Genomic DNA, 18320 nt, shown 5'->3' with positions numbered 1-18320 from the left:
AGTTCATTGAAACCTCAGTTGATTCTTTAGAATCATCTTTGATTATCATCAACGAGTGCCCACACAGATTGATAGGTTTATATTGTTAAAGAGCTTCCGACTTTTGAGCATTGCTCGTTATCGGGGATGCGTATAATACGCTTACTTTCGATTGAGTCAAGGTTTATTTTTAACTTTTCGAAACACCGTGAGTTTTCTGCAAAAATTTGCGTCTCTTCCCAAGCAGTGAGGCGGAATTATAGGGATCCAAATATAAAGAGCAAGCCTTTTTGAAAAATTTAATTTCGATCGATTAAAATCAAACCAAGAGCACGAAAATAGAATAAAATTTCAACATTTGAGACTCGTCACATCAATCTGTTGGAAAAACAAGAAGCATATACGTAATATCGCTGTGTCTATTATGTTAAAAGACAACGGATATTCTCTATTACTTAACTAGTTGTATTCAGATATGAGTTCAAATAAAACGACCTTATTGATTATCGCCTTAGTGGTTATAGGCGGAATTATATTTTCACAGGTAGCAACACAAGTTCCACCAGCTGTCGCTTATGTTGTGGGTGTCCTTATCACCGCAGTATTAATAAAGCTAATTGAAAATTCACCCGTGAAAGGTAACCAACCAACACCTTCTACAAAAACCCTCTATGTTGGAAATTTACCTTATAAAGCGAATGAATCTCATGTGAAAGAGCTTTTTGCTCAGCACGGAGAAGTTTTTGCCGTTCGTTTAATGAAAGACAAACGTACTGGTAAACGCCGTGGTTTCGGTTTTGTCGTGATGGCTTCGGCTGATGCCCAAGGTGCAATCGATGCTTTAAATAACAATGAATATATGCAAAGGACTTTAAAAGTACGAATTGCGAATGAGCCTAAGTCAGGGGAATCACCAGATTCTGAACTGGACTAAAGCCCATTTTGCCAACCTTTTCATTCAGTGCACTTTCTTGCCAAGGAAGTGCACTACTTAAAATTTTATGTTTCACTCCCCTCTCCTCACCTGTCTCCAACTGCAATAATTGTTGCACTCTTCGTGCTATTGCTTTTCCAGAGTCGACTAATATGACTTCTGAGCCCAGTACTTGAGCAATTTCGGATTTGATGAGCGGAAAGTGAGTGCATCCTAACACTGCAACATCAATGATCCCGATAAGCGGTGTGAGGAGCTGAGTCAGCTCCTGAATATCAACAGGCTTACCTCGCAGCTTTTCTTCTGCCATATCGACAAGACGCGTCAAACCCAGCATTTCAACATTTTTATTGGGAGAGAAGTTACGAACCAGCTCATGAGTGTATTCACGAGTGACCGTGGCAGGCGTCGCAATCAAGCCTATCGCTTTGTTTGCCAGAGAAGAAGCCGGTTTGATGGCTGGGACCACTCCGACAACCGGAATATCTAACCCAGCGCGTAAACTAGGTAGTACGATGGTACTCGCGGTATTACAAGCGATAACAACAATATCGACCGGGTTATTTTCTATACACGTTGTAATACATGCTTCGACACGTTTAATTAATGTATTTTGCTCCAGCTCTCCATAGGGATACGCTTGATTATCAAATATATAAATATAATTTAGTTGAGGTAACAACGATTGTATTTCTTGATAAACGGATAATCCCCCGACACCTGAATCGAAAATAAGTACGGTTTTATAAACTTGCTCTGTCACTTTTATATTCCGAGGAATGAAAACACGATGATCATACTCCCTAAAGTCTATTTATCAATCAGTAGACATTTATCTTTACGTCAATCTCAAAACTTATTTTATAAAAAAGCCGCCTATTGGCGGCTTATGTTTAGAACTTATATTCAGCGTTAGCGAATAAGTTACGTCCCTGTGCTAAATAGTAATTACCACTTGATCCGAGCCCTGTGTAGTGTGACTCATTAAATGCGTTACTCAGCTTTGCACCAAGGCTAAAGTGTTCAGTGAAGTGATAACGAGTCGCTAAGTCTACCGTGGTATAAGACTCAAGTTTATCCGCATTCTTATCGGTTCTGTCTCCCACGTAGTTCGCCACCATGGATAGGTCAAATTGAGCGACTTGGTAATTCATAACCCAACTAAGATTACGTTTACCCCTTCTTTCCAATTGAGCCCCGGTTTCCTTGTTGATAGGATCTTTCCATTCTACCGAAACTTTATGCTCAACAGGTCCCGTATCAAAAGCTGCTGCCACTTCAAGCCCTTTGATTTCAGCCTTATCGACATTAGATGGAATCCAAGTACCACCCGCACCAACGGGTGCCCAGTCGATAAGATTATCGATCTCTGTTTTATATGCCGACACTTCCCAATCAATCCAACTTGAATAACCGCGCAAACTAATTTCATTGGATACCGATTCTTCTGGCTTTAAGTCTGGGTTACCTTGTCCTGGCCAATATAAATCGTTGAATGTCGGAGCTTTGAAACCTGAGCCAGAATTTGCGACCACTTGAAGACCCTCAAGCAGTTGATACCCTAATCCTAAGTTCCAAGTTGTATGATCACCAAATGAACTATCATCATCATGTCGTAAACTGGCTTCGGCGGTAAAATCATTCACGCCAATCAAAGAGGTCAAAAAGGCCGCTTTGTTGTTCTTATCCGTATCTTCGTAGTCCGTGGAATTGGTGCCGCCACGGTTTGCTTCTTCTTTGGTGTAATCCAAACCAAGATTCACCGCAAGCCAATCGTTTGGAGACAGAGTATTCAGCCAGGTTACGTTATTTCGCCGTGTAAATAGTGCAGTTTTTCCAGAAGCTCCGTCAGCATCACCATCCCATGCTTCACTGCGCATTGTTGATAGGGTCAGCTTACTGCTATAAATTTCGGCTTGAAAGTTTAATCCACCATTTAACGTATAAAAGTCATTATTACTTTCTTGCTTTGGCCCACCATATTGCCCGGCATATTCATTATCGGACTCTTGCTTATAAGCACTGGCATTCACACTCCACTGCGCATTGATGTCATGGTTGACACTACCGAAGAAGCTTGTGGTATCAAAACCATGAGTATCCGTACTTGGCGCGCCTTGATAGACACGGTAACCATCACTTTGCTCCTTAGCAGCAATAAACGAACCGTAGGTCTGTTCATTGAGCTGACCAGAAGAGTGCCAACCTAAGAGCTTATGATCATCTTCGCCGTATCCGACTGTGGCTTTATGTAATGGTTGGCCGTTTCCGGCCGTCGTAATACTGATCACACCACCAAGCGCATCGGAGCCGTAAATCGCAGCTCGAGGACCACGGATTACTTCAATTTTCTCAATAGCAAATGCGGGAATCAAACCGATAGAAGCGCCGCCAGAAGTCGCAGAGTTGACTTTAACGCCATCAATCAGCACAAGAGTGTGTTGGGTTGCGGTACCACGTAAATAAATGGAAGTTTCTTGGCCTTTACCACCAAGAGAATTAATTTCTACTCCAGGCAGTGTACGCAATACTTCAATTGCGCTATCAGCCTGCATTGCTTCGATATCTTGGCGAGTAATAATACTCGCTGATGCCAATACCGAAGATTGTGTCTGCTCGATGCGATTAGCGGTTACCAAAATGGTGTCATCTGCAGACTGGGCAAGAGATGTTGAGGCATACGACACCAGCGATGCCACTGCGACCGCTATAAATGTTTTGTTCATTATGTTGTCCTAGATTCGCGTAGTAAGTCCGACCAAGCCATGCTTATGGTGGCTTAGTAGCTGGCAGGTCTTCGGACTCAAGAGCTTGGCCAAGCCGCCTACTAATCCGACTTCCCACATACGTTGATGCAGTGTCATATGGATGTTCGTTCTCTTTTACCGCTGCGCGTCAGTTCTGGAATTTCACCAGATTCCCTTTTCAGCCATCTATACATCTAAAATGGCACCAGCTTGGCGCTGATATTAGTCAGCAATGGAACCAATGTCTAGTTCATAATCAACTAAGCTATTTAACAATTGCTCAGAAAACCAACAATTGACCAACAATACTGGACATCAGATTTGGATTGAATAAAATCTGCGCTCTTTGTTTAAATGTACCAACAGGTAAAACCATGGCTTCTCTCGATGTAAACCCTCAGCACTACGCTCAGCAACTGGCTGAAAAAACCGAACGCCTAAGCGACATGTTCGCGCCATTCGATGTTCCAGAGCTGGAAGTGTATGAGTCACCAGAGCAGCATTACCGCATGCGAGCAGAGTTTCGTGTTTGGCACGAAGGTGATGACTTGTTTTACATCATGTTCAATCAGCAAACACGAGAAAAATATCGTGTTGATCAGTTCCCTGCAGCTAGCCGTTTGATTAACGATTTGATGCCGCTCTTGATTGATGCAATGAAAGAGAACGACACACTACGTCGTAAACTGTTTCAGGTTGATTTTCTGTCTACGCTTAGCGGTGAAATGTTGGTGTCACTGCTTTATCACCGCCAACTCGACGAAGCTTGGATTGAAGAGGCGAAAGCTCTCAAACAAAGATTGAATGATGAAGGTTTTAATCTCAACCTCATTGGCCGAGCACGTAAAATGAAAATCGTGTTGGATCGCGATTTTGTGGTCGAGAAGCTTGATGTTAATGGAGAGAGCTATGTGTATCAACAAGTGGAAAATAGCTTTACTCAACCAAACGGTAAAGTCGCGGAGAAAATGTTAGCTTGGGCGGTCGATTGTACTCAGGATAGCCAAGGTGACCTATTAGAGCTTTACTGCGGAAACGGTAACTTCTCTTTGGCTTTGGCACAAAACTTTGAGCGCGTTCTTGCAACTGAGTTAGCCAAACCCTCTGTTGACTCTGCACAATATAATATTGCTGCGAATAACATCGAGAATGTTCAGATCATTCGAATGTCGGCAGAAGAGTTTACCGAAGCGATGGAAGGCAAACGTGAATTTCGCCGTCTGAAACAAGCTGGTATTGATCTCAGTAGCTATAACTGCAACACCATTTTTGTCGATCCCCCTCGCGCTGGTATGGACATCGATACTTGTAAAATGGTGCAGGGCTATGAGCGCATCCTATATATCTCTTGTAATCCAGATACATTAAAAGAAAACTTGGATGTACTCTGTGAAACTCACCGCGTGACACGATTTGCGCTCTTTGACCAATTTCCCTATACCCACCACATGGAAGCGGGTGTGCTGCTAGAGCTCATTAAATAAGGTATTTGGCGGGTTGTAAATTCAACAAAAATCAATCTGGGTACGGCTTGGGGTACGGGAAACATTTAAACAGGGTAAAGTATTTATAAATATTTGGGGCTATGTTTTAGCCCCCAGCTAGAGTGGAAACATCAAACACTTTGCGGTTCACGATCTACGCCGCACATGCCGTAGCCTACTCGCTTCAGTAAAAGTTCCTAGCCATATCGCGGAGCGCTGTCTAAATCACAAGCTGAAAGGTGTTGAAGGTATCTATGATCGATATGATTACTTGGAAGAGCGCAAAGAAGCCCTAGAAAAAGTCACTGAGCTAGTTAAGAATCACATAGTCATTTAGACAGAGGATGCCACTGGCATCCTCTTTTTAAATGTGCTGATTCATACACGATCTGACAATTTTGATTTAGTAGTACGACAGAATCGCTTGGTGATCAGTAACACGTTTCTGGACAAAAGTGAGTTACGCGCAATCTGGTAAATCGCTTATATCAGATTAGTAAAAATATCTTGAAACCTTAAAATCTTGTATGGGCTTATTTTCCCCAAACCCACTGTTTCTCAAAGCGGAACTTTTTGGTATTAGGAAAAAAGGGAAAAACTCATACATATAAGGTATTTCATTTTCCTTACCCTGCAACGCATATAGTTCGTGTAACTCATGACATTGGTGTCGCAACAATCCATAAAATGGGCGCAGTATCTCAATAACCGACCACACTACATGAGGATTAGCCTTTTCTGTAGCAGACATCAAATAGTAAAAGTCGAGCATTGTGATCCACTCACCATCTACATTTTGCTGCCAACGGCTAGTCATACCTGAGCGATCAATAACTTGAATTGCATCATTTTGTAGCTTTATACGCACATCGCTACGTAAGCTCCAAATATGGTCATCAATTACAGATAACCAAAGACTAATAGGATCATCATTTTTATTGTGGTTAGTTAACACATCAAGGTTGTAGTATCGCGAACCTTTCGCAAACTCTGTAAGAGTAGAAACTATTTTTGTTTGCTTATCATTAAGACTTAATTCTTGTCGTAATCCATATGCTTGAGGTAGTACCGAACAGTTTTTGAAAAGATCTTTTATATCATGACCAAAAGCTTTCAACTCTTTGTTTGTTGGATTTTTGAGATGGTTTTTGAGCTGGTGATCAAGGATAAGCACTATTTTCATTAAACGCTCAAAGCCTGTTGCAAGCTCGAATAAACCCGAATAAAACAAACCTCGATGAATCTCATCAATATTAGCGTTTCTTAATGAGTTTAACCCCCCCAAAAGACTGGACATTGTCAAATGTCCCTCTTGGGTAAGTAATCTATAATTTCGACTAAACATTTTATGTATTCTTCCAGAAGCCTAACGCCCGTAGCACGCACGGCTTTGTAGTGAAGCCGCAACGGAAAAACCCTCGCTGTGCCTGCGATTGTTATAAGACATGTTCGGACGGCTCTTCCTCGGCCAAGTGCTCTAAATAGCACTCAAGATTGCCCTTGATTTTTTCAAACACCCTTGGAAAGTAATGCGCTAGCTCCTGAAAGGTCGGATTGTCCGATTCAGGGCCATCATGATAATGGCGCATGTGATCAAGAATATCTTTCTTTTCCTCATTGGATAGAGTTTCAAGGGGATTCGAAGCGTTATAACCATGAAAATTAGAAAGATGAATAAAAGCACAACCGAACTTGTAGACAGAACGCGCCCAACCCGCAACAAATTGTTCTGAGACTTCTACCATCATTGCATCAGTGACAACTTGTTGCTTTCCCTTTGCTGTTGCTATTTTCCACCGTTCACCATTAACGGTACATGCCATAAGCCTGTTTCTTTCTTCTAGATCTGATATGGCTAATAGGTAAAGGACCCTAATTAATGAATCAAGCTCCTGCCTAAGAATCGACATCATTGAACCGGGAAGATCATGTATGCGAGAAAACGCTATTTCGTGCTCATCTGAACGTGACTTTATCAGTTGTATGAATTCGTGCACGTAACCTCCCTTGTCTTATAACGCCCAGCGAAAGGGCAAATTTGGAGCGGAGTGGAAAATTTGTCCAGCTTACGCTGTTTGTTAGGTATGACTAGCGTGATGCTCCATACGGCGAAACATAATCTGCATCGATACCTTCATCCCCTATACCTGTTCGAGCAACTTCAATATCCAGCTTCTCGCAGACGATTCTAAGAGCATCAAATAGTGGCTGAGACATCCTATGGCCAGCAATAACCTTCTTGATTGGATTTTTCAGTTTATAAAAAATATCAGTCGTAAGTATACGTATTTCCTTTTCATATGACCAAGCATCATATTTAGAAGATAGAACCGCCCTAGCGACAGAAGAAGGATCTGCACTATTTGACTCGTTAACGCCAGCAAATACGCCTCTGTAAGTAATGTCTACAACTTCATCCTCTGTAGCATCAATTTCAAACTCTATAGCAACTCCAGAAAAACCGCTGGCGTAGTGAGCCCAAAGTAAGTGATCATCAAAGGTTTTGGATAGTGAGCAAACACGGAGAGGTTGCTTGGCTTGCTCGACCTTCTTCATAAAATTGGTGGCTGACTCTTGATTGCTACCACTATGAGAGTAAACGAATACGCCTTCCACAGGGTCATTCAGTGTATGCCACTCAGCACAATAAAGTTGCTTGTTAAATAAGATGTCAAAGACAAAGCCCATCTGCTCTGGACCTCGAAACTTATAAACTTTCAATTAGCAATCCTTTTCGTAAGTATTCTTCTTGATGCCTAACATTTTATTAGTGCGCATGCGCGTTTACTGCGTTAGATCAGAACAGTGGAAACGAGCACAGTTAACTATCTGTATGTAAAAAACTTATCAGTTCTCCATCAAATACACCATCTGGAAAAACGCAAAAATTTACTTAAATTAGAATATAATGTATACCCATCCAGTTCCGCACACTCATGAAGAAGCACTAAAAACAGGGTTAATCAATAAGAACGGTTAGGGCAAGTAGTTCGTCAATTTTCGATTCACTGAACGAGTACTAGAAAGCTTTGGGGCAGATTCGATTTTAATTCTTCATTTGATGGGCTTTAAGTCGTTCGCTTAACTCCCATAAAGCTATTCGATTTGAATCATACTTGAGAAGTTCGCTCGCCTCAGTTGCGTTACACCAACGGAATTCAGTGTGTTCCGAAGATAACTGTGGCTCCCCCGAAACCTGCACTGAGAATGAGTATTCTGGTATCACATAAGGGTGATCGCTCCATTTTTCATGACCAGAGTAAAACACTCTAGGTAACATGCACATAGAATCAAGTTGAACCCAGTCACTACCTGTTAACGACGTCTCTTCATACAATTCTCTTTTTGCGGCATCGAACAAAGACTCTTGATCTTCTCCACCACCAGAAATTGCCTGCCATTCACCATTGTCTGTACGGCAAGCAATCAAGAAGATAGGTTCTGAAATTTTAAATTTATATGGAAATATCAGAACCTGAAATGGTGCTCTCACTGCGTTGATTCCACTGTTGTTGCGAATCAATAGATACTACAACCATTAGGAAAAGTTAGGCAATTCTCAGATTACATTATTCTCGGTTTTATTGCGCAAACGCGGAAAGGTCGAGTAGACGACACCTGTTACCAAGTGCCGCCCCTCTAAGAACCCAGCGTGCAACTTTCACTGCACTAGGCTCAAGCCTCCACGAAGGCATCGTTTAATACCCAGCAACTTATAAAGCAGTGAGAACAGGTTCGTTCCAAGAGTTACGAGCTTGCCTTTTTGACTTTCTCTTAGCCAAGTATTCTTGGTATTGAGGGTCAAATGGTGTAGCTGCACTTCGGATCTTCACATGTCTCTCAATCGGCACTTTGGCTATTTGGAACAGATTGAATTGGCAATCCATACCCATGATCTTATGCCAACCGTGAAATTGCCATTGGCCTTTTCGGTTGATGAAGTATTTAAGGGCTACCCAAGTCTTAGATTTTGTCGGGTGGCGCCTTACAGCCCAGTGCCATAATGCATAGAATAGTTTGTGCCCAACATATCCGAATACCTGTTTAGCAACGCAATGACGGTAATAGTTAGCCCATCCCCGTAGTTTTGGATTTATCAGTTTGATAAGATCGTTCACGGGGACTGTAGCGTGCTTTTTGATGAGTTCGCGCAGGTTACTCATGAACAGCAATGTATTGGATTTGCTCGGTTTAATGAGCAATTTCCCTTTGTACTTTCTATGATTGAATCCTAGGAAGTCAAAGCCATTTTCGATATGTGTAACGTGCGTTTTCTCTTCGGACAATGTTAAGCCTCTTTCCGCTAAGAAGTCAGCGATCAACGGTTTGATATCGTTCTCTAACACTTCTTTTGAAGCGCAAGTGACGACGAAGTCGTCGGCGTATCCAATAAAGTTAGCTCTAGCACCCTTTTTGAGTGCAGTAGACTTTATTTGCTGCTCAAGCCCAGCAAGAGTCATTAGCATCAAGGTCGGGGATATAACCCCTCCTTGCGGCGTGCCCTCGTCAGTGCGATAAAACAGCCCTTTATCCATAAAGCCAGACTTTAACCATTGTTCCAACATACGTTTATCAACCGCGATATTGTTTATAAGCCATTGATGCCCGATTTTGTCGAAGCAGGATTTAATGTCTCCTTCAAGAACCCATTTTGCGGATTTCTTCAGAGCCAAACATTTAAAGCACTGATCGACGGCGTCAGCAGCACTACGGTTTGGTCTAAATCCATAGCTGTTTGGGTCGGCATGTGTTTCTGACACTGGCTCCAATGCAAGTAAATGGAGTGCTTGCTGCGCTCTGTCTATCATGCATGGGATACCCAATGGTCTGAGTTTGCCATTCTTTTTGGGGATATAGATACGCTTGAGAGGTTTGGCTTGATAAGCCTTCCGACTCAATTGATTCACGGCTTTCATACGGCGTGTGTCTGTGTTCCAGATGACACCGTCTATTCCAGACGTTTTACTGCCTTTGTTTTGCGATACTCGTTTAACAGCAAGAAGCTTTGCTGAACGCGAGTGAGTCAGTATCCACTGCAATGCTTTCGCCTTGCCATGTTTACCTTCTCGTGTTGCCTTTGCGATACGCATCTGAAGCTTTAATACATGCGATTCAACGGATTTCCAGTCTATCGACTGCCATTGAGCGCTGTCAGGAGAGGCACTAATCTCTTTTGAAATCATCATTTGCATGTCTCCTTGAATGAAGTTCTTCAAATTCTCTCGCAACGTGAGACCAGTCGGAAGTAGGCTCACTTTCGTGATCAGACACAAATCTGTATCTGCATCGTTACAATGCAGCTTTTGCTTTTTCCGACCTCCTGTACCTGCATCACTATCGGCCACAAAGACTTTCCCATAGGGAGTGATACAGGCTGTTCCGTATGTTACGTAAAATGTCAACTTAGATGCCCACTCTAGTGCGGAGAGTACTCTGATCACGAAAGGCCAATGCCCAACTCCTTTCCGACTCTCGTGCCTTTTGGCTACAGCGTATTAACCACTTCCGCTGCTCATCGATTAACGCACCTTTAATGGATTCACATACGTTCATCATATTGACTCCCTAGCACTTACCCAAATTGTGGTTTTCAGGAGGAACATCCTCTCACGATTCTGTTCCCACTCAGCCTAACGGCCAAAGTTTCGTTACATTTTCAGATCCGCTGCTTTATTCAGGATCCTAGGGTCATCTGGTGATACAGATGGTTCACTCTTATCGTGGTGAACAACGCTTCATACGACTTCAGGTCGCACGGGCATAAATCATTTAGAGTAACAACTCAATAAATTGTGGTCACAAGCGCTTCTGTCCTACCCTTTCTCATTCTAACGCCATCAGCTTTCCTCCTTAAAACTAACAACCCATATGCTCTCATTATGAGCTCACTACCTCCTTCTACTTGCCTACCATAGCCCTTCACCCTAAACCCAAAAATTTTCAGGCATATGTCATCAATGTGAAACCCCATCATTGATTCCGACAGGAGCCTGAAATGAATCCCAAAACTTCCGATTACCAAAAACAGCAACGCTATCAGGAAAATGAAATCCTAGAGCATGCCGCTGAGATACTGGCTACGCGCTACGTGCGTGGTGGTGCTCTAATCAACCCTGATGCCACCAAAGAGTATGTCCGCTGTAAGCTAGGTAGCCATGAGCGTGAAGTGTTTGCCTTATTGCTGCTGGATAACCAAAACCGACTGATTGAGTTTAAAGAGCTGTTTCAGGGAACGGTGGACGCAGCCAGCGTCTACCCACGTGAAGTGGTGAAAGCGGTACTAGAAGTGAATGCCGCAGCGGTGATATTTGCCCATAACCATCCATCTGGAGACTCAACACCGTCTCAAGCCGATAGACGGATAACCGAAAGACTCAAAGATGCTTTAGCGCTGGTGGATGTTCGCGTTCTCGACCATATCGTGACAGGCGATACCTGCGCCTCATTTGCTGAAAGGGGGTGGTTATGATTGAGCAACATTACGGTGAGCTTTCTATTGATGACGCTTTACATGCGTCACTAGAAGCACTTATGAATCGGTACACTCTCCCAGAGAATGCTGAACGTCTCGTTCTGAACTGCCGCCAAATGAGTTACTACCGACATCGACAAGGTTTGCATCCGATAGAGGTACAGCTTAAACGTGAGTCAGCCTCAAGCCCTTGGCTGGTGGTGTTCTTTGCCAGCTTCTCTTATCCCGATGACACCAGTACAACCGTTGAGCCTGAGTTGTACTTTCACCTGGCTAATCGCCGGTGCTATCAACCCGATGTAGGGAGCACGGATTTATCTCACCCAGAGGTACAAGAACTGCTCTCGGTATGGATGAAAACCTTTGCTCGTCACCTTTCCAGAAACGTCTTTGATGACGTGCAACTGACGATGGTCGGTACGTTTCGCTAAATCCTAATCTCTCATTTCTTATTTGAATCCTGAAACAAGGAGGACTCACCATGTCCAAATTAATCTTTACGGCATCCACACTACCTGTATCGAAGAAACTGCATAAGCTGCTAAGCGAGCGATTCACCGCTCACTTGCTGAGTAATGAAGCACTGACCACCAGCCGTTATCTGGTGTTTAACTTTCGCGATAAAAGTTACAGCGCGGATGAAGGCGGCTTCCATCCGGCTGAGATGGCGATTTGCCAAACCTCGACAGGGGAATGGAGCATCGAGTACATCACCGACTTTGCTTATATGGGCAACTACTACCCAGAGCTAGAGCGCAACTTAGATTTTGATTTTCGGGTAGGGCAGTTCTTTGTGGCTTATCGTGGCTGGCTACCAATGCAGGGTAGCCGTGATGCCAAAGAGTTGTATCGGCTATGGGAGAATAACTTTCTGGCCTATGTCGATATGGACGCTTACGATGAGATAGTCGTCACTCCGCAATAACTCATGACTTCCCTTCTTCTACAAATCATCAAACTTGTCACTGCCCTCATTACGTTGTTCTCCCTTTCCCCATTCTTCGGCGCTATTGGAGCCCTATCCACTTTAGGGTTTCTAGTGGTGCTGTTAATTGGGTTATTGGCAGCGATTGCCGAGCTCAGTGATAAGCATAAGCCTCGTTAATGTTAATCGGCTCACGCTTTGGTGATGCCGATTGATGCTGTTTTCACCGTTGGACATTATGTGTCTGACCCACCTCTATTCTCCCGACATTAAATGTCCGACTCCGGTGTGGAGCTTTGATGTATTGAGAGCGTAGTCATGAGCAATAAAACCAGCATTGAAGGGTTATCCGCTTTGCTGCACACGCTGATGCTTATTCCTCAACATCGATGGATTACCGTTAGGGAGTTGCAGCAGCAGTTAGCCCTACTCGATATCCACCGCACCACGCGCAGCGTTAAACGCTATCTCGATGAAGTCATTGTGGAGGTGTTTAACGTAGAGTGTGATTCGATTAGCATGCCCCATGTTTATCGGAAAACTTCAGAGCAATTACTGAAACTCAACAAACAGGAAATGCTCCATTGGCAACTGACCAACAAGTACTTACTACCGCTGGTTCCTGATGAGATGAATTATGTGCTAGGTCGCCCCTCGGAGAGAGACAAACCCTTGCCCCACAAGGTCTCAGAGAATTCAAAAGAGCAAGCATGGTTGGCCAAAGTCCATGTGGCATTGCCCAACGTTTCTGAATGGAGTAATGAGCAGCGGCAAGTGTTACATGCGGTACACACGGCATTACTCAACAACCGTATGCTCAAGATATCGAGTCAAGTTTTGCAGCAAGAGAAAGCGTTCATTGAACCACTGGGACTCTCGGTTCAGTGTGACGCGCTCTTGCTGCTTTTTCGATTATCCGATCAACCTACGATACGCACCCTAGCCCTACCTCTAATTGATGAGGCCAGTGTGTCGACGTTTTCTTTTACCTATCCCACTGATTTCAATCTTGAGCAGTTCATGCGTGAACATGCTGAAATCCGTGCATCCCAAATTTAACTCACCAATACGGAGAGATACCCATGAACACTCTAATTCGAACCATCATGATGGCTCTATTGCTATTCAGTATTACGGCTTGCAACGAGCAAGATGCAGCGCAAACCGTTACCGCCGATGTTGAAGTATCAATATCCACCAACCCTCACTGGGGAACACTGGTCTTTGATATTCAAGCTATCACCGACAGCACGGTAATAACCGGAGTGGTCATCAATCGAGGCAACTGCCGCCTACCCGTAGGCACGACCTCTGAACTATCTAGAAACGTTCAATTGAAGTTCGGTGAAACCTATAGCGGATACAGCAACAACTGCACTGTGGACAGCGTGAAAGAGATCGAAGTCACCTCCAGCGCTGGCACCTTTGTGTACACCTTCTAACTCTCTATCCCTCAGTAACACACTAAATCAACTCGTAAGGATCAACTATGAACAAGTCAACTCCACTCATCGCGACAGCGTTAGTTTTATCTACTTCTTCCGCCTTTGCTGGTGGAACACTGGGTGGTAACCCATCCGCAGACTCGGGAGCCGTCAATGTCAGTGTTGGTAAATGTACTCAATACAAAATGGATGTGAAAGCGGCGCAACAGGAAGGTAAGGACGTAGCGAGCATCGCCGTTCCAGAAGGCTGTGAAGCCATCAAAGAAAAGTAATACCACCAGCAACGATAAAAAACGACAATGGGGAGCAATCACGCTCCCCATTTTTTTGCTTCTATACACAAGCGGCACAATCAATAAGCCATCCTTCTAAACTCGTTTTTGGACAGAAATAAGTTAGAAAATTTTGTCTTTAAAAATTATCTAACAAAATTGCGCCTCCCCATTATGAGTAAAAAATCAATATCCTAGCATTTTTATTGGTTCATTTTTCCTTGTATTCATTAATTAAAATGAGAAAGTGTTCCTATCCCTACTTCGATCATCATACTTAATTAGATAGCTAGTTCAGGGCTTCAGGCAAGAACTTAAGATATAATGATCGGGACAACCATCTCGATCAAAGTTAACAATTTCAAACCCAGCATCTTTCACTTCTTGTATCGCCATTTCGGGGGTCACACGCGCATTTGAGCCTTTAAAATCCACGATCACTACGCGGGCCTCTGGTGTAATTTGTTCTTTCAATTTAGCAAGGAATGTCGCTCTATCTCTGATAAATCGATAGCTATTAGCGAGAAACACGGTGTCCACACCTTCTGGAATATTAGGATTATCGGCGGTGCATGATCGACAGCTAATTCGAGGCACTTCGGTAAATCTACTTTCTAAATAAGCAACCATATTAGCTTCGAGATCGATAGCGTATATATGACCAACGTCGGTTCTCGACACAAATTGCTGGCAAAAGTAACCCGTTCCAGCGCCAACATCTGCGATCACCTCATTCTGCTTAATATCCAGTGTTGCCAGAATATGGTCCGTATTTTGCCATTGCTGTCGGTTCTCACCGTCAAATATAAAGGCTAATTTCTCAGGCTCAGCAAAACTTACCATTTTTTTTCTCTCTATTCGTGTGTACATACCCAAGCAAATTCAAAGAGTGAAACTCAGGTCTTGAAGTCACTTGGGTCTTTATAATCAATACGGAATTACCCCGGCGTCCCAAGGCTCGGCTGGAAAATCGAATGTACTAAAAACCTCCGGTCCCGAATGTTTCAGCATGTATGTGTTCCTCTTTTACGCCAAGTCCGCGCAGTTCTTCAAAATACCGCTTCATAAACCCTCGAGGGCCACAGATGTAATAATCCATTCGAGTTGGATCCTCAGGCAATAAGTCGTCTAACTTAAACGGCCCTGGTTGTATATCACTTTGAAAATTAGCACTTTCATCGTAAAAATAATTCACTTTCATGCCTCGGCTTGCAAAGTCATCCGTCACATCTTTAAATGCGTGTACGCGTGAATTTTTTGCACTATGTATAAAGTGCGCCTGAGATAGGGCGTTGATTCGATCAAGATGTTCGCTCATCGACATCATCGGGGTGATCCCCACTCCGCCACTGATCATTACAATGGGACGAGGTAACTGCTCTGCCAAGAAAAAGTCCCCAAATGGTGCAGAGACATCAATGACATCGCCAACTTCAACCTGTGTATGCATCAGGTTAGAAATCACACCTTGAGGCTTATCAGCAGTGTCGGATTCTCTTTTTATCGAGATTCGTAGCGTCTGTTTCCCTGGCGCCTGAGATAAACTGTATTGGCGAGGTTGATATATGCCCTTATCCTCTACATATAATCGCACGGAGACATATTGACCAGGCTTAAAATGAGGAAGGGAACCTTGATCATTGGGCTCCAGATAGAAGGAAGAAATTTCGCTACTTTCTTGTGTTTTTTTCGTTACTTTAAAAGGTCGCCAGCCTGACCAGCCAGCATTATTCGCTACGGAGTTTTGGTAGAGACCTGACTCTACGCTGATAAAAATATCGGCTAATTGTTGATATGCGGCAGCCCATGCATCAATGAGTTCATCGCTGGCAGCATCGCCTAACACTTCCTTGATCGAACCTAACAGGTGTTTACCAACAATACTATATTGTTCAGCACGGATACCAAGACTCGTGTGTTTATGTGCGATACGTTCAACTACGGGGAGCAACACAGAAGGGTTGTTAATATTGTCAGCGTATGCAAGTACAGCCATCGCTAATGCTTGTTGCTGCGCTCCCTGCGCCTGATTTGCTTGATTGAAAATGTGTTTTAGTTCGGGATTATGTGTGAGCATGCGATGGTAAAAATGCGAAGTTAAGGCAACCCCACTTTCACGTAAAACGGGAACCGTATTCGAAACTAGTGCCTTTTGCAGGTCGTTCATAATATCTCTCTTTTGATAATTGAAATTACGATCAAAAAGTAATTTCTGACTGACTAAGTCCAGTTCATTATCTGTACCCTTTTCGGATAACAGATAATTTCTATGATTATTAGAGCCGTTCATCCGCGCCTAGTAGCTTGTATGACGACGGATACTACATAGCATTAGTTATGCCATGGGATTAACTTATTGATTTATAAACAATTAGTCATCAATAAGAATTTCTAATTATCAAAAAGAGCATATTTCAAATACTCATTATGACAATATTATTGTCATAATGAGTATTTGAAAAAAGGGCTGACAACTTTTGGAGAATCCAATTCTCTTGTTGCTATTTCAGGTTCAGGCGTTTCATCAATCGATGTAAGTTGGGAGAATTAACTTTTAACTGCTTGGCTGCGGCACTAAGATTTTTATCGTTTTCCAGATAGGCTCTTTGTACAAATTGGGTCTGAAAACGCTCGACAGCCTCTTTTAGTCCCAATTCTCGGTATTCGGTCATACCACTTTCTGTCTGTGTGTCTGGTTCATAGTCAATTGGCTGTGGAGACGTTGCTTCCCCAGATAAGTAAAAATACTGTGGCAGTAATAATATTTGCTCTGACTGACTGTCAGACTTTGCTATTACAGAAGCCCTGTTTATCGCATGTTCCAGTTCACGTACATTACCAGGCCAGGTGTAAGTCTGGAGAAGACTCAATGTTGCTCCACTCAGGCTGACATTTGTGACACCGAACTTATGTGCGCATCTCTCGGCAAAAAAACCAGCGAGCAGAGTGATATCTTTATCTCGTTCTCTTAATGGCGGAACAAATATGGGGAAGACACTCAAACGGTGATACAGGTCGGCTCTGAAGTTCCCTTTTTTTACTTCTTCGTGCATTACTCGGTTGGTCGCAGCAATAATGCGCACGTTTACCTTAATATTTTTATCATCACCTACTCGTTGTATATCGCCATACTGGAGAGCCCTCAGCAATTTAGCTTGCAACGGCAGTGACAGTTCACCAATTTCATCCAGAAAAAGCGTTCCCTTATCTGCCAGCTCAAACTTACCTTTACGATGACTAATGGCTCCGGTAAAGGCCCCTTTGACATGTCCGAATAATTCACTTTCAGCAACAGACTCCGGAAGCGCAGCACAATTCAGATAAACGAGTGTATTCTCAGAACGTTTGGATTGAGCATGAAGTGCGTTGGCCACAAGTTCTTTTCCCACACCTGTTTCTCCCATAATAAGTACGGAAAGATCGGTATCGGCAACGGCATCAATTTGTGATTTTAAATCCAGCATGGCCGGAGACTGGCCAATGATTTCTCCAAGCTGAATAAATTTTCCCGACGGCCTCGTCTGATTAACATTCACACCTGAAGTTCTTTCCAATTGCTCCATCAACAGTGCGGTATTCAGGCTACTGGCGGCCAATGCACTGATAATACGCAGATCATCATCTTCAAAATTATCAAATTGAGTCGAATCAAATGCATCGATGGTCACTGCGCCGAGTAGGCGATCATCAAATAAAAGCGGCAGACCTATACAGGAGTGCACTTTGAGTTCTTCTGCATGATTAGGAATAAGGCCATCATAAGGGTCAGGCAAATCGCTATCCGAAGGAAAACGAACTATATCACCAGCCCGTGCTATGGCTTCAAGTCTTGGGTGTTGCTCGATGTTAAAGCGACGCCCAAGTACATCAACACTCAATCCGTTTATCGCCAAAGGTACAAACTGTTGATCGCGAAAGAGCAGCAAAGCAGAAGCGTCGCATCTCAATGTATTCCTAATCGTAGAAAGCAACCGATCAAATCTGTCCTGATGAGAAATACCGGAAGTAATATCCAGAGCTACCTGAACCCACTCTTTTCCTACCTGGTCCATAACCATCACT

Annotated in this window: 19 protein-coding genes, 1 pseudogene and 1 riboswitch; of the genes and pseudogenes, 10 read left to right on the top strand and 10 right to left on the bottom strand. The window is 43.3% G+C overall.

Going from position 1 to position 18320, the window contains the following annotated elements; genetic code table 11:
- Positions 1-454: 454 nt before the first annotated feature.
- Positions 455-913 (top strand): RNA recognition motif domain-containing protein, encoded by a 459-nt coding sequence (locus tag ACFFUV_RS21390; RefSeq protein WP_390197263.1) that lies wholly within the window; start codon positions 455-457, stop codon positions 911-913.
- Here ACFFUV_RS21390 and murI read toward each other — a convergent pair.
- Positions 876-1676, bottom strand: a complete 801-nt coding sequence (gene murI / locus ACFFUV_RS21385) for a glutamate racemase (protein ID WP_390197260.1) — start codon at positions 1674-1676, stop codon at positions 876-878. The genes ACFFUV_RS21390 and murI overlap by 38 nt on opposite strands.
- Before the next feature lie 130 nt (positions 1677-1806).
- The gene (locus tag ACFFUV_RS21380) at positions 1807-3639 is read right to left on the bottom strand and encodes a TonB-dependent receptor domain-containing protein (RefSeq protein ID WP_390197258.1); all 1833 of its coding nucleotides are present in this window, start codon (positions 3637-3639) and stop codon (positions 1807-1809) included.
- 45 nt (positions 3640-3684) lie between these two features.
- Positions 3685-3885: riboswitch (cobalamin riboswitch) on the bottom strand.
- Between the two features lie 149 nt (positions 3886-4034).
- Here ACFFUV_RS21380 and trmA point away from each other — a divergent pair.
- Complete coding sequence (trmA, locus tag ACFFUV_RS21375; RefSeq protein WP_390197255.1) at positions 4035-5144, top strand: tRNA (uridine(54)-C5)-methyltransferase TrmA; 1110 nt, start codon at positions 4035-4037, stop codon at positions 5142-5144.
- 124 nt (positions 5145-5268) lie between these two features.
- Positions 5269-5481, top strand: a pseudogene (locus ACFFUV_RS21370) (integrase); the annotation flags it as partial.
- Positions 5482-5637: 156 nt separating this feature from the next.
- Here ACFFUV_RS21370 and ACFFUV_RS21365 read toward each other — a convergent pair.
- From ACFFUV_RS21365 to ltrA, 5 genes are all read right to left on the bottom strand, one after another.
- On the bottom strand, positions 5638-6441 hold the full coding sequence (locus tag ACFFUV_RS21365) for a hypothetical protein (RefSeq protein WP_390197253.1): 804 nt from the start codon (positions 6439-6441) through the stop codon (positions 5638-5640).
- A 139-nt stretch (positions 6442-6580) separates the two neighbouring features.
- Positions 6581-6967 (bottom strand): hypothetical protein, encoded by a 387-nt coding sequence (locus ACFFUV_RS21360; protein ID WP_390197250.1) that lies wholly within the window; start codon positions 6965-6967, stop codon positions 6581-6583.
- 265 nt (positions 6968-7232) lie between these two features.
- Positions 7233-7865, bottom strand: a complete 633-nt coding sequence (locus ACFFUV_RS21355) for a DUF2971 domain-containing protein (RefSeq protein ID WP_390197247.1) — start codon at positions 7863-7865, stop codon at positions 7233-7235.
- 325 nt (positions 7866-8190) lie between these two features.
- A complete protein-coding gene (locus tag ACFFUV_RS21350; protein ID WP_114867254.1) occupies positions 8191-8637 on the bottom strand; it encodes an NUDIX hydrolase in 447 nt (148 codons plus the stop codon).
- Positions 8638-8857: 220 nt separating this feature from the next.
- Positions 8858-10330 (bottom strand): group II intron reverse transcriptase/maturase, encoded by a 1473-nt coding sequence (ltrA, locus tag ACFFUV_RS21345; RefSeq protein WP_390197244.1) that lies wholly within the window; start codon positions 10328-10330, stop codon positions 8858-8860.
- Between the two features lie 809 nt (positions 10331-11139).
- Between ltrA and radC the strand changes: the two genes are divergently transcribed.
- The 7 genes from radC (at position 11140) to ACFFUV_RS21310 (ending at position 14258) form a co-directional block, all read left to right on the top strand.
- Positions 11140-11613 carry a RadC family protein gene (gene radC / locus ACFFUV_RS21340; protein ID WP_390197241.1) on the top strand — a complete coding sequence of 158 codons (474 nt, stop codon included), beginning with the start codon at positions 11140-11142 and terminating at the stop codon, positions 11611-11613.
- On the top strand, positions 11610-12047 hold the full coding sequence (locus ACFFUV_RS21335; RefSeq protein ID WP_390197239.1) for a DUF2787 domain-containing protein: 438 nt from the start codon (positions 11610-11612) through the stop codon (positions 12045-12047). Before radC ends, ACFFUV_RS21335 begins: the two co-directional genes overlap by 4 nt.
- A gap of 50 nt (positions 12048-12097) precedes the next feature.
- A complete protein-coding gene (locus tag ACFFUV_RS21330) occupies positions 12098-12541 on the top strand; it encodes a DUF2787 domain-containing protein (RefSeq protein ID WP_390197236.1) in 444 nt (147 codons plus the stop codon).
- Positions 12542-12544: 3 nt separating this feature from the next.
- Positions 12545-12721: a hypothetical protein gene (locus tag ACFFUV_RS21325; protein WP_017044431.1), complete on the top strand. Its 177-nt coding sequence runs from the start codon at positions 12545-12547 to the stop codon at positions 12719-12721.
- A gap of 138 nt (positions 12722-12859) precedes the next feature.
- On the top strand, positions 12860-13600 hold the full coding sequence (locus tag ACFFUV_RS21320; protein ID WP_390197232.1) for a WYL domain-containing protein: 741 nt from the start codon (positions 12860-12862) through the stop codon (positions 13598-13600).
- A 23-nt stretch (positions 13601-13623) separates the two neighbouring features.
- A complete protein-coding gene (locus tag ACFFUV_RS21315) occupies positions 13624-13983 on the top strand; it encodes a hypothetical protein (protein ID WP_390197228.1) in 360 nt (119 codons plus the stop codon).
- Positions 13984-14030: 47 nt separating this feature from the next.
- The gene (locus ACFFUV_RS21310; protein WP_390197224.1) at positions 14031-14258 is read left to right on the top strand and encodes a hypothetical protein; all 228 of its coding nucleotides are present in this window, start codon (positions 14031-14033) and stop codon (positions 14256-14258) included.
- 294 nt (positions 14259-14552) lie between these two features.
- Here the strand turns inward: ACFFUV_RS21310 and ACFFUV_RS21305 are convergent, their stop codons facing one another.
- The 3 genes from ACFFUV_RS21305 to norR form a co-directional block, all read right to left on the bottom strand.
- The gene (locus ACFFUV_RS21305; RefSeq protein WP_199287054.1) at positions 14553-15101 is read right to left on the bottom strand and encodes a class I SAM-dependent methyltransferase; all 549 of its coding nucleotides are present in this window, start codon (positions 15099-15101) and stop codon (positions 14553-14555) included.
- 136 nt (positions 15102-15237) lie between these two features.
- Positions 15238-16548 carry an NO-inducible flavohemoprotein gene (gene hmpA, locus ACFFUV_RS21300; protein ID WP_390197220.1) on the bottom strand — a complete coding sequence of 437 codons (1311 nt, stop codon included), beginning with the start codon at positions 16546-16548 and terminating at the stop codon, positions 15238-15240.
- 211 nt (positions 16549-16759) lie between these two features.
- The gene (norR, locus tag ACFFUV_RS21295) at positions 16760-18310 is read right to left on the bottom strand and encodes a nitric oxide reductase transcriptional regulator NorR (protein ID WP_164711868.1); all 1551 of its coding nucleotides are present in this window, start codon (positions 18308-18310) and stop codon (positions 16760-16762) included.
- Between the last annotated feature and the right edge of the window lie 10 nt (positions 18311-18320).

Origin of the sequence: Vibrio olivae (assembly GCF_042428525.1) — a bacterium.
GTDB lineage: Bacteria > Pseudomonadota > Gammaproteobacteria > Enterobacterales > Vibrionaceae > Vibrio > Vibrio olivae.
Note: the sequence above shows the minus strand (reverse complement) of the source record. Positions and strands in the feature narration are given on the sequence as shown.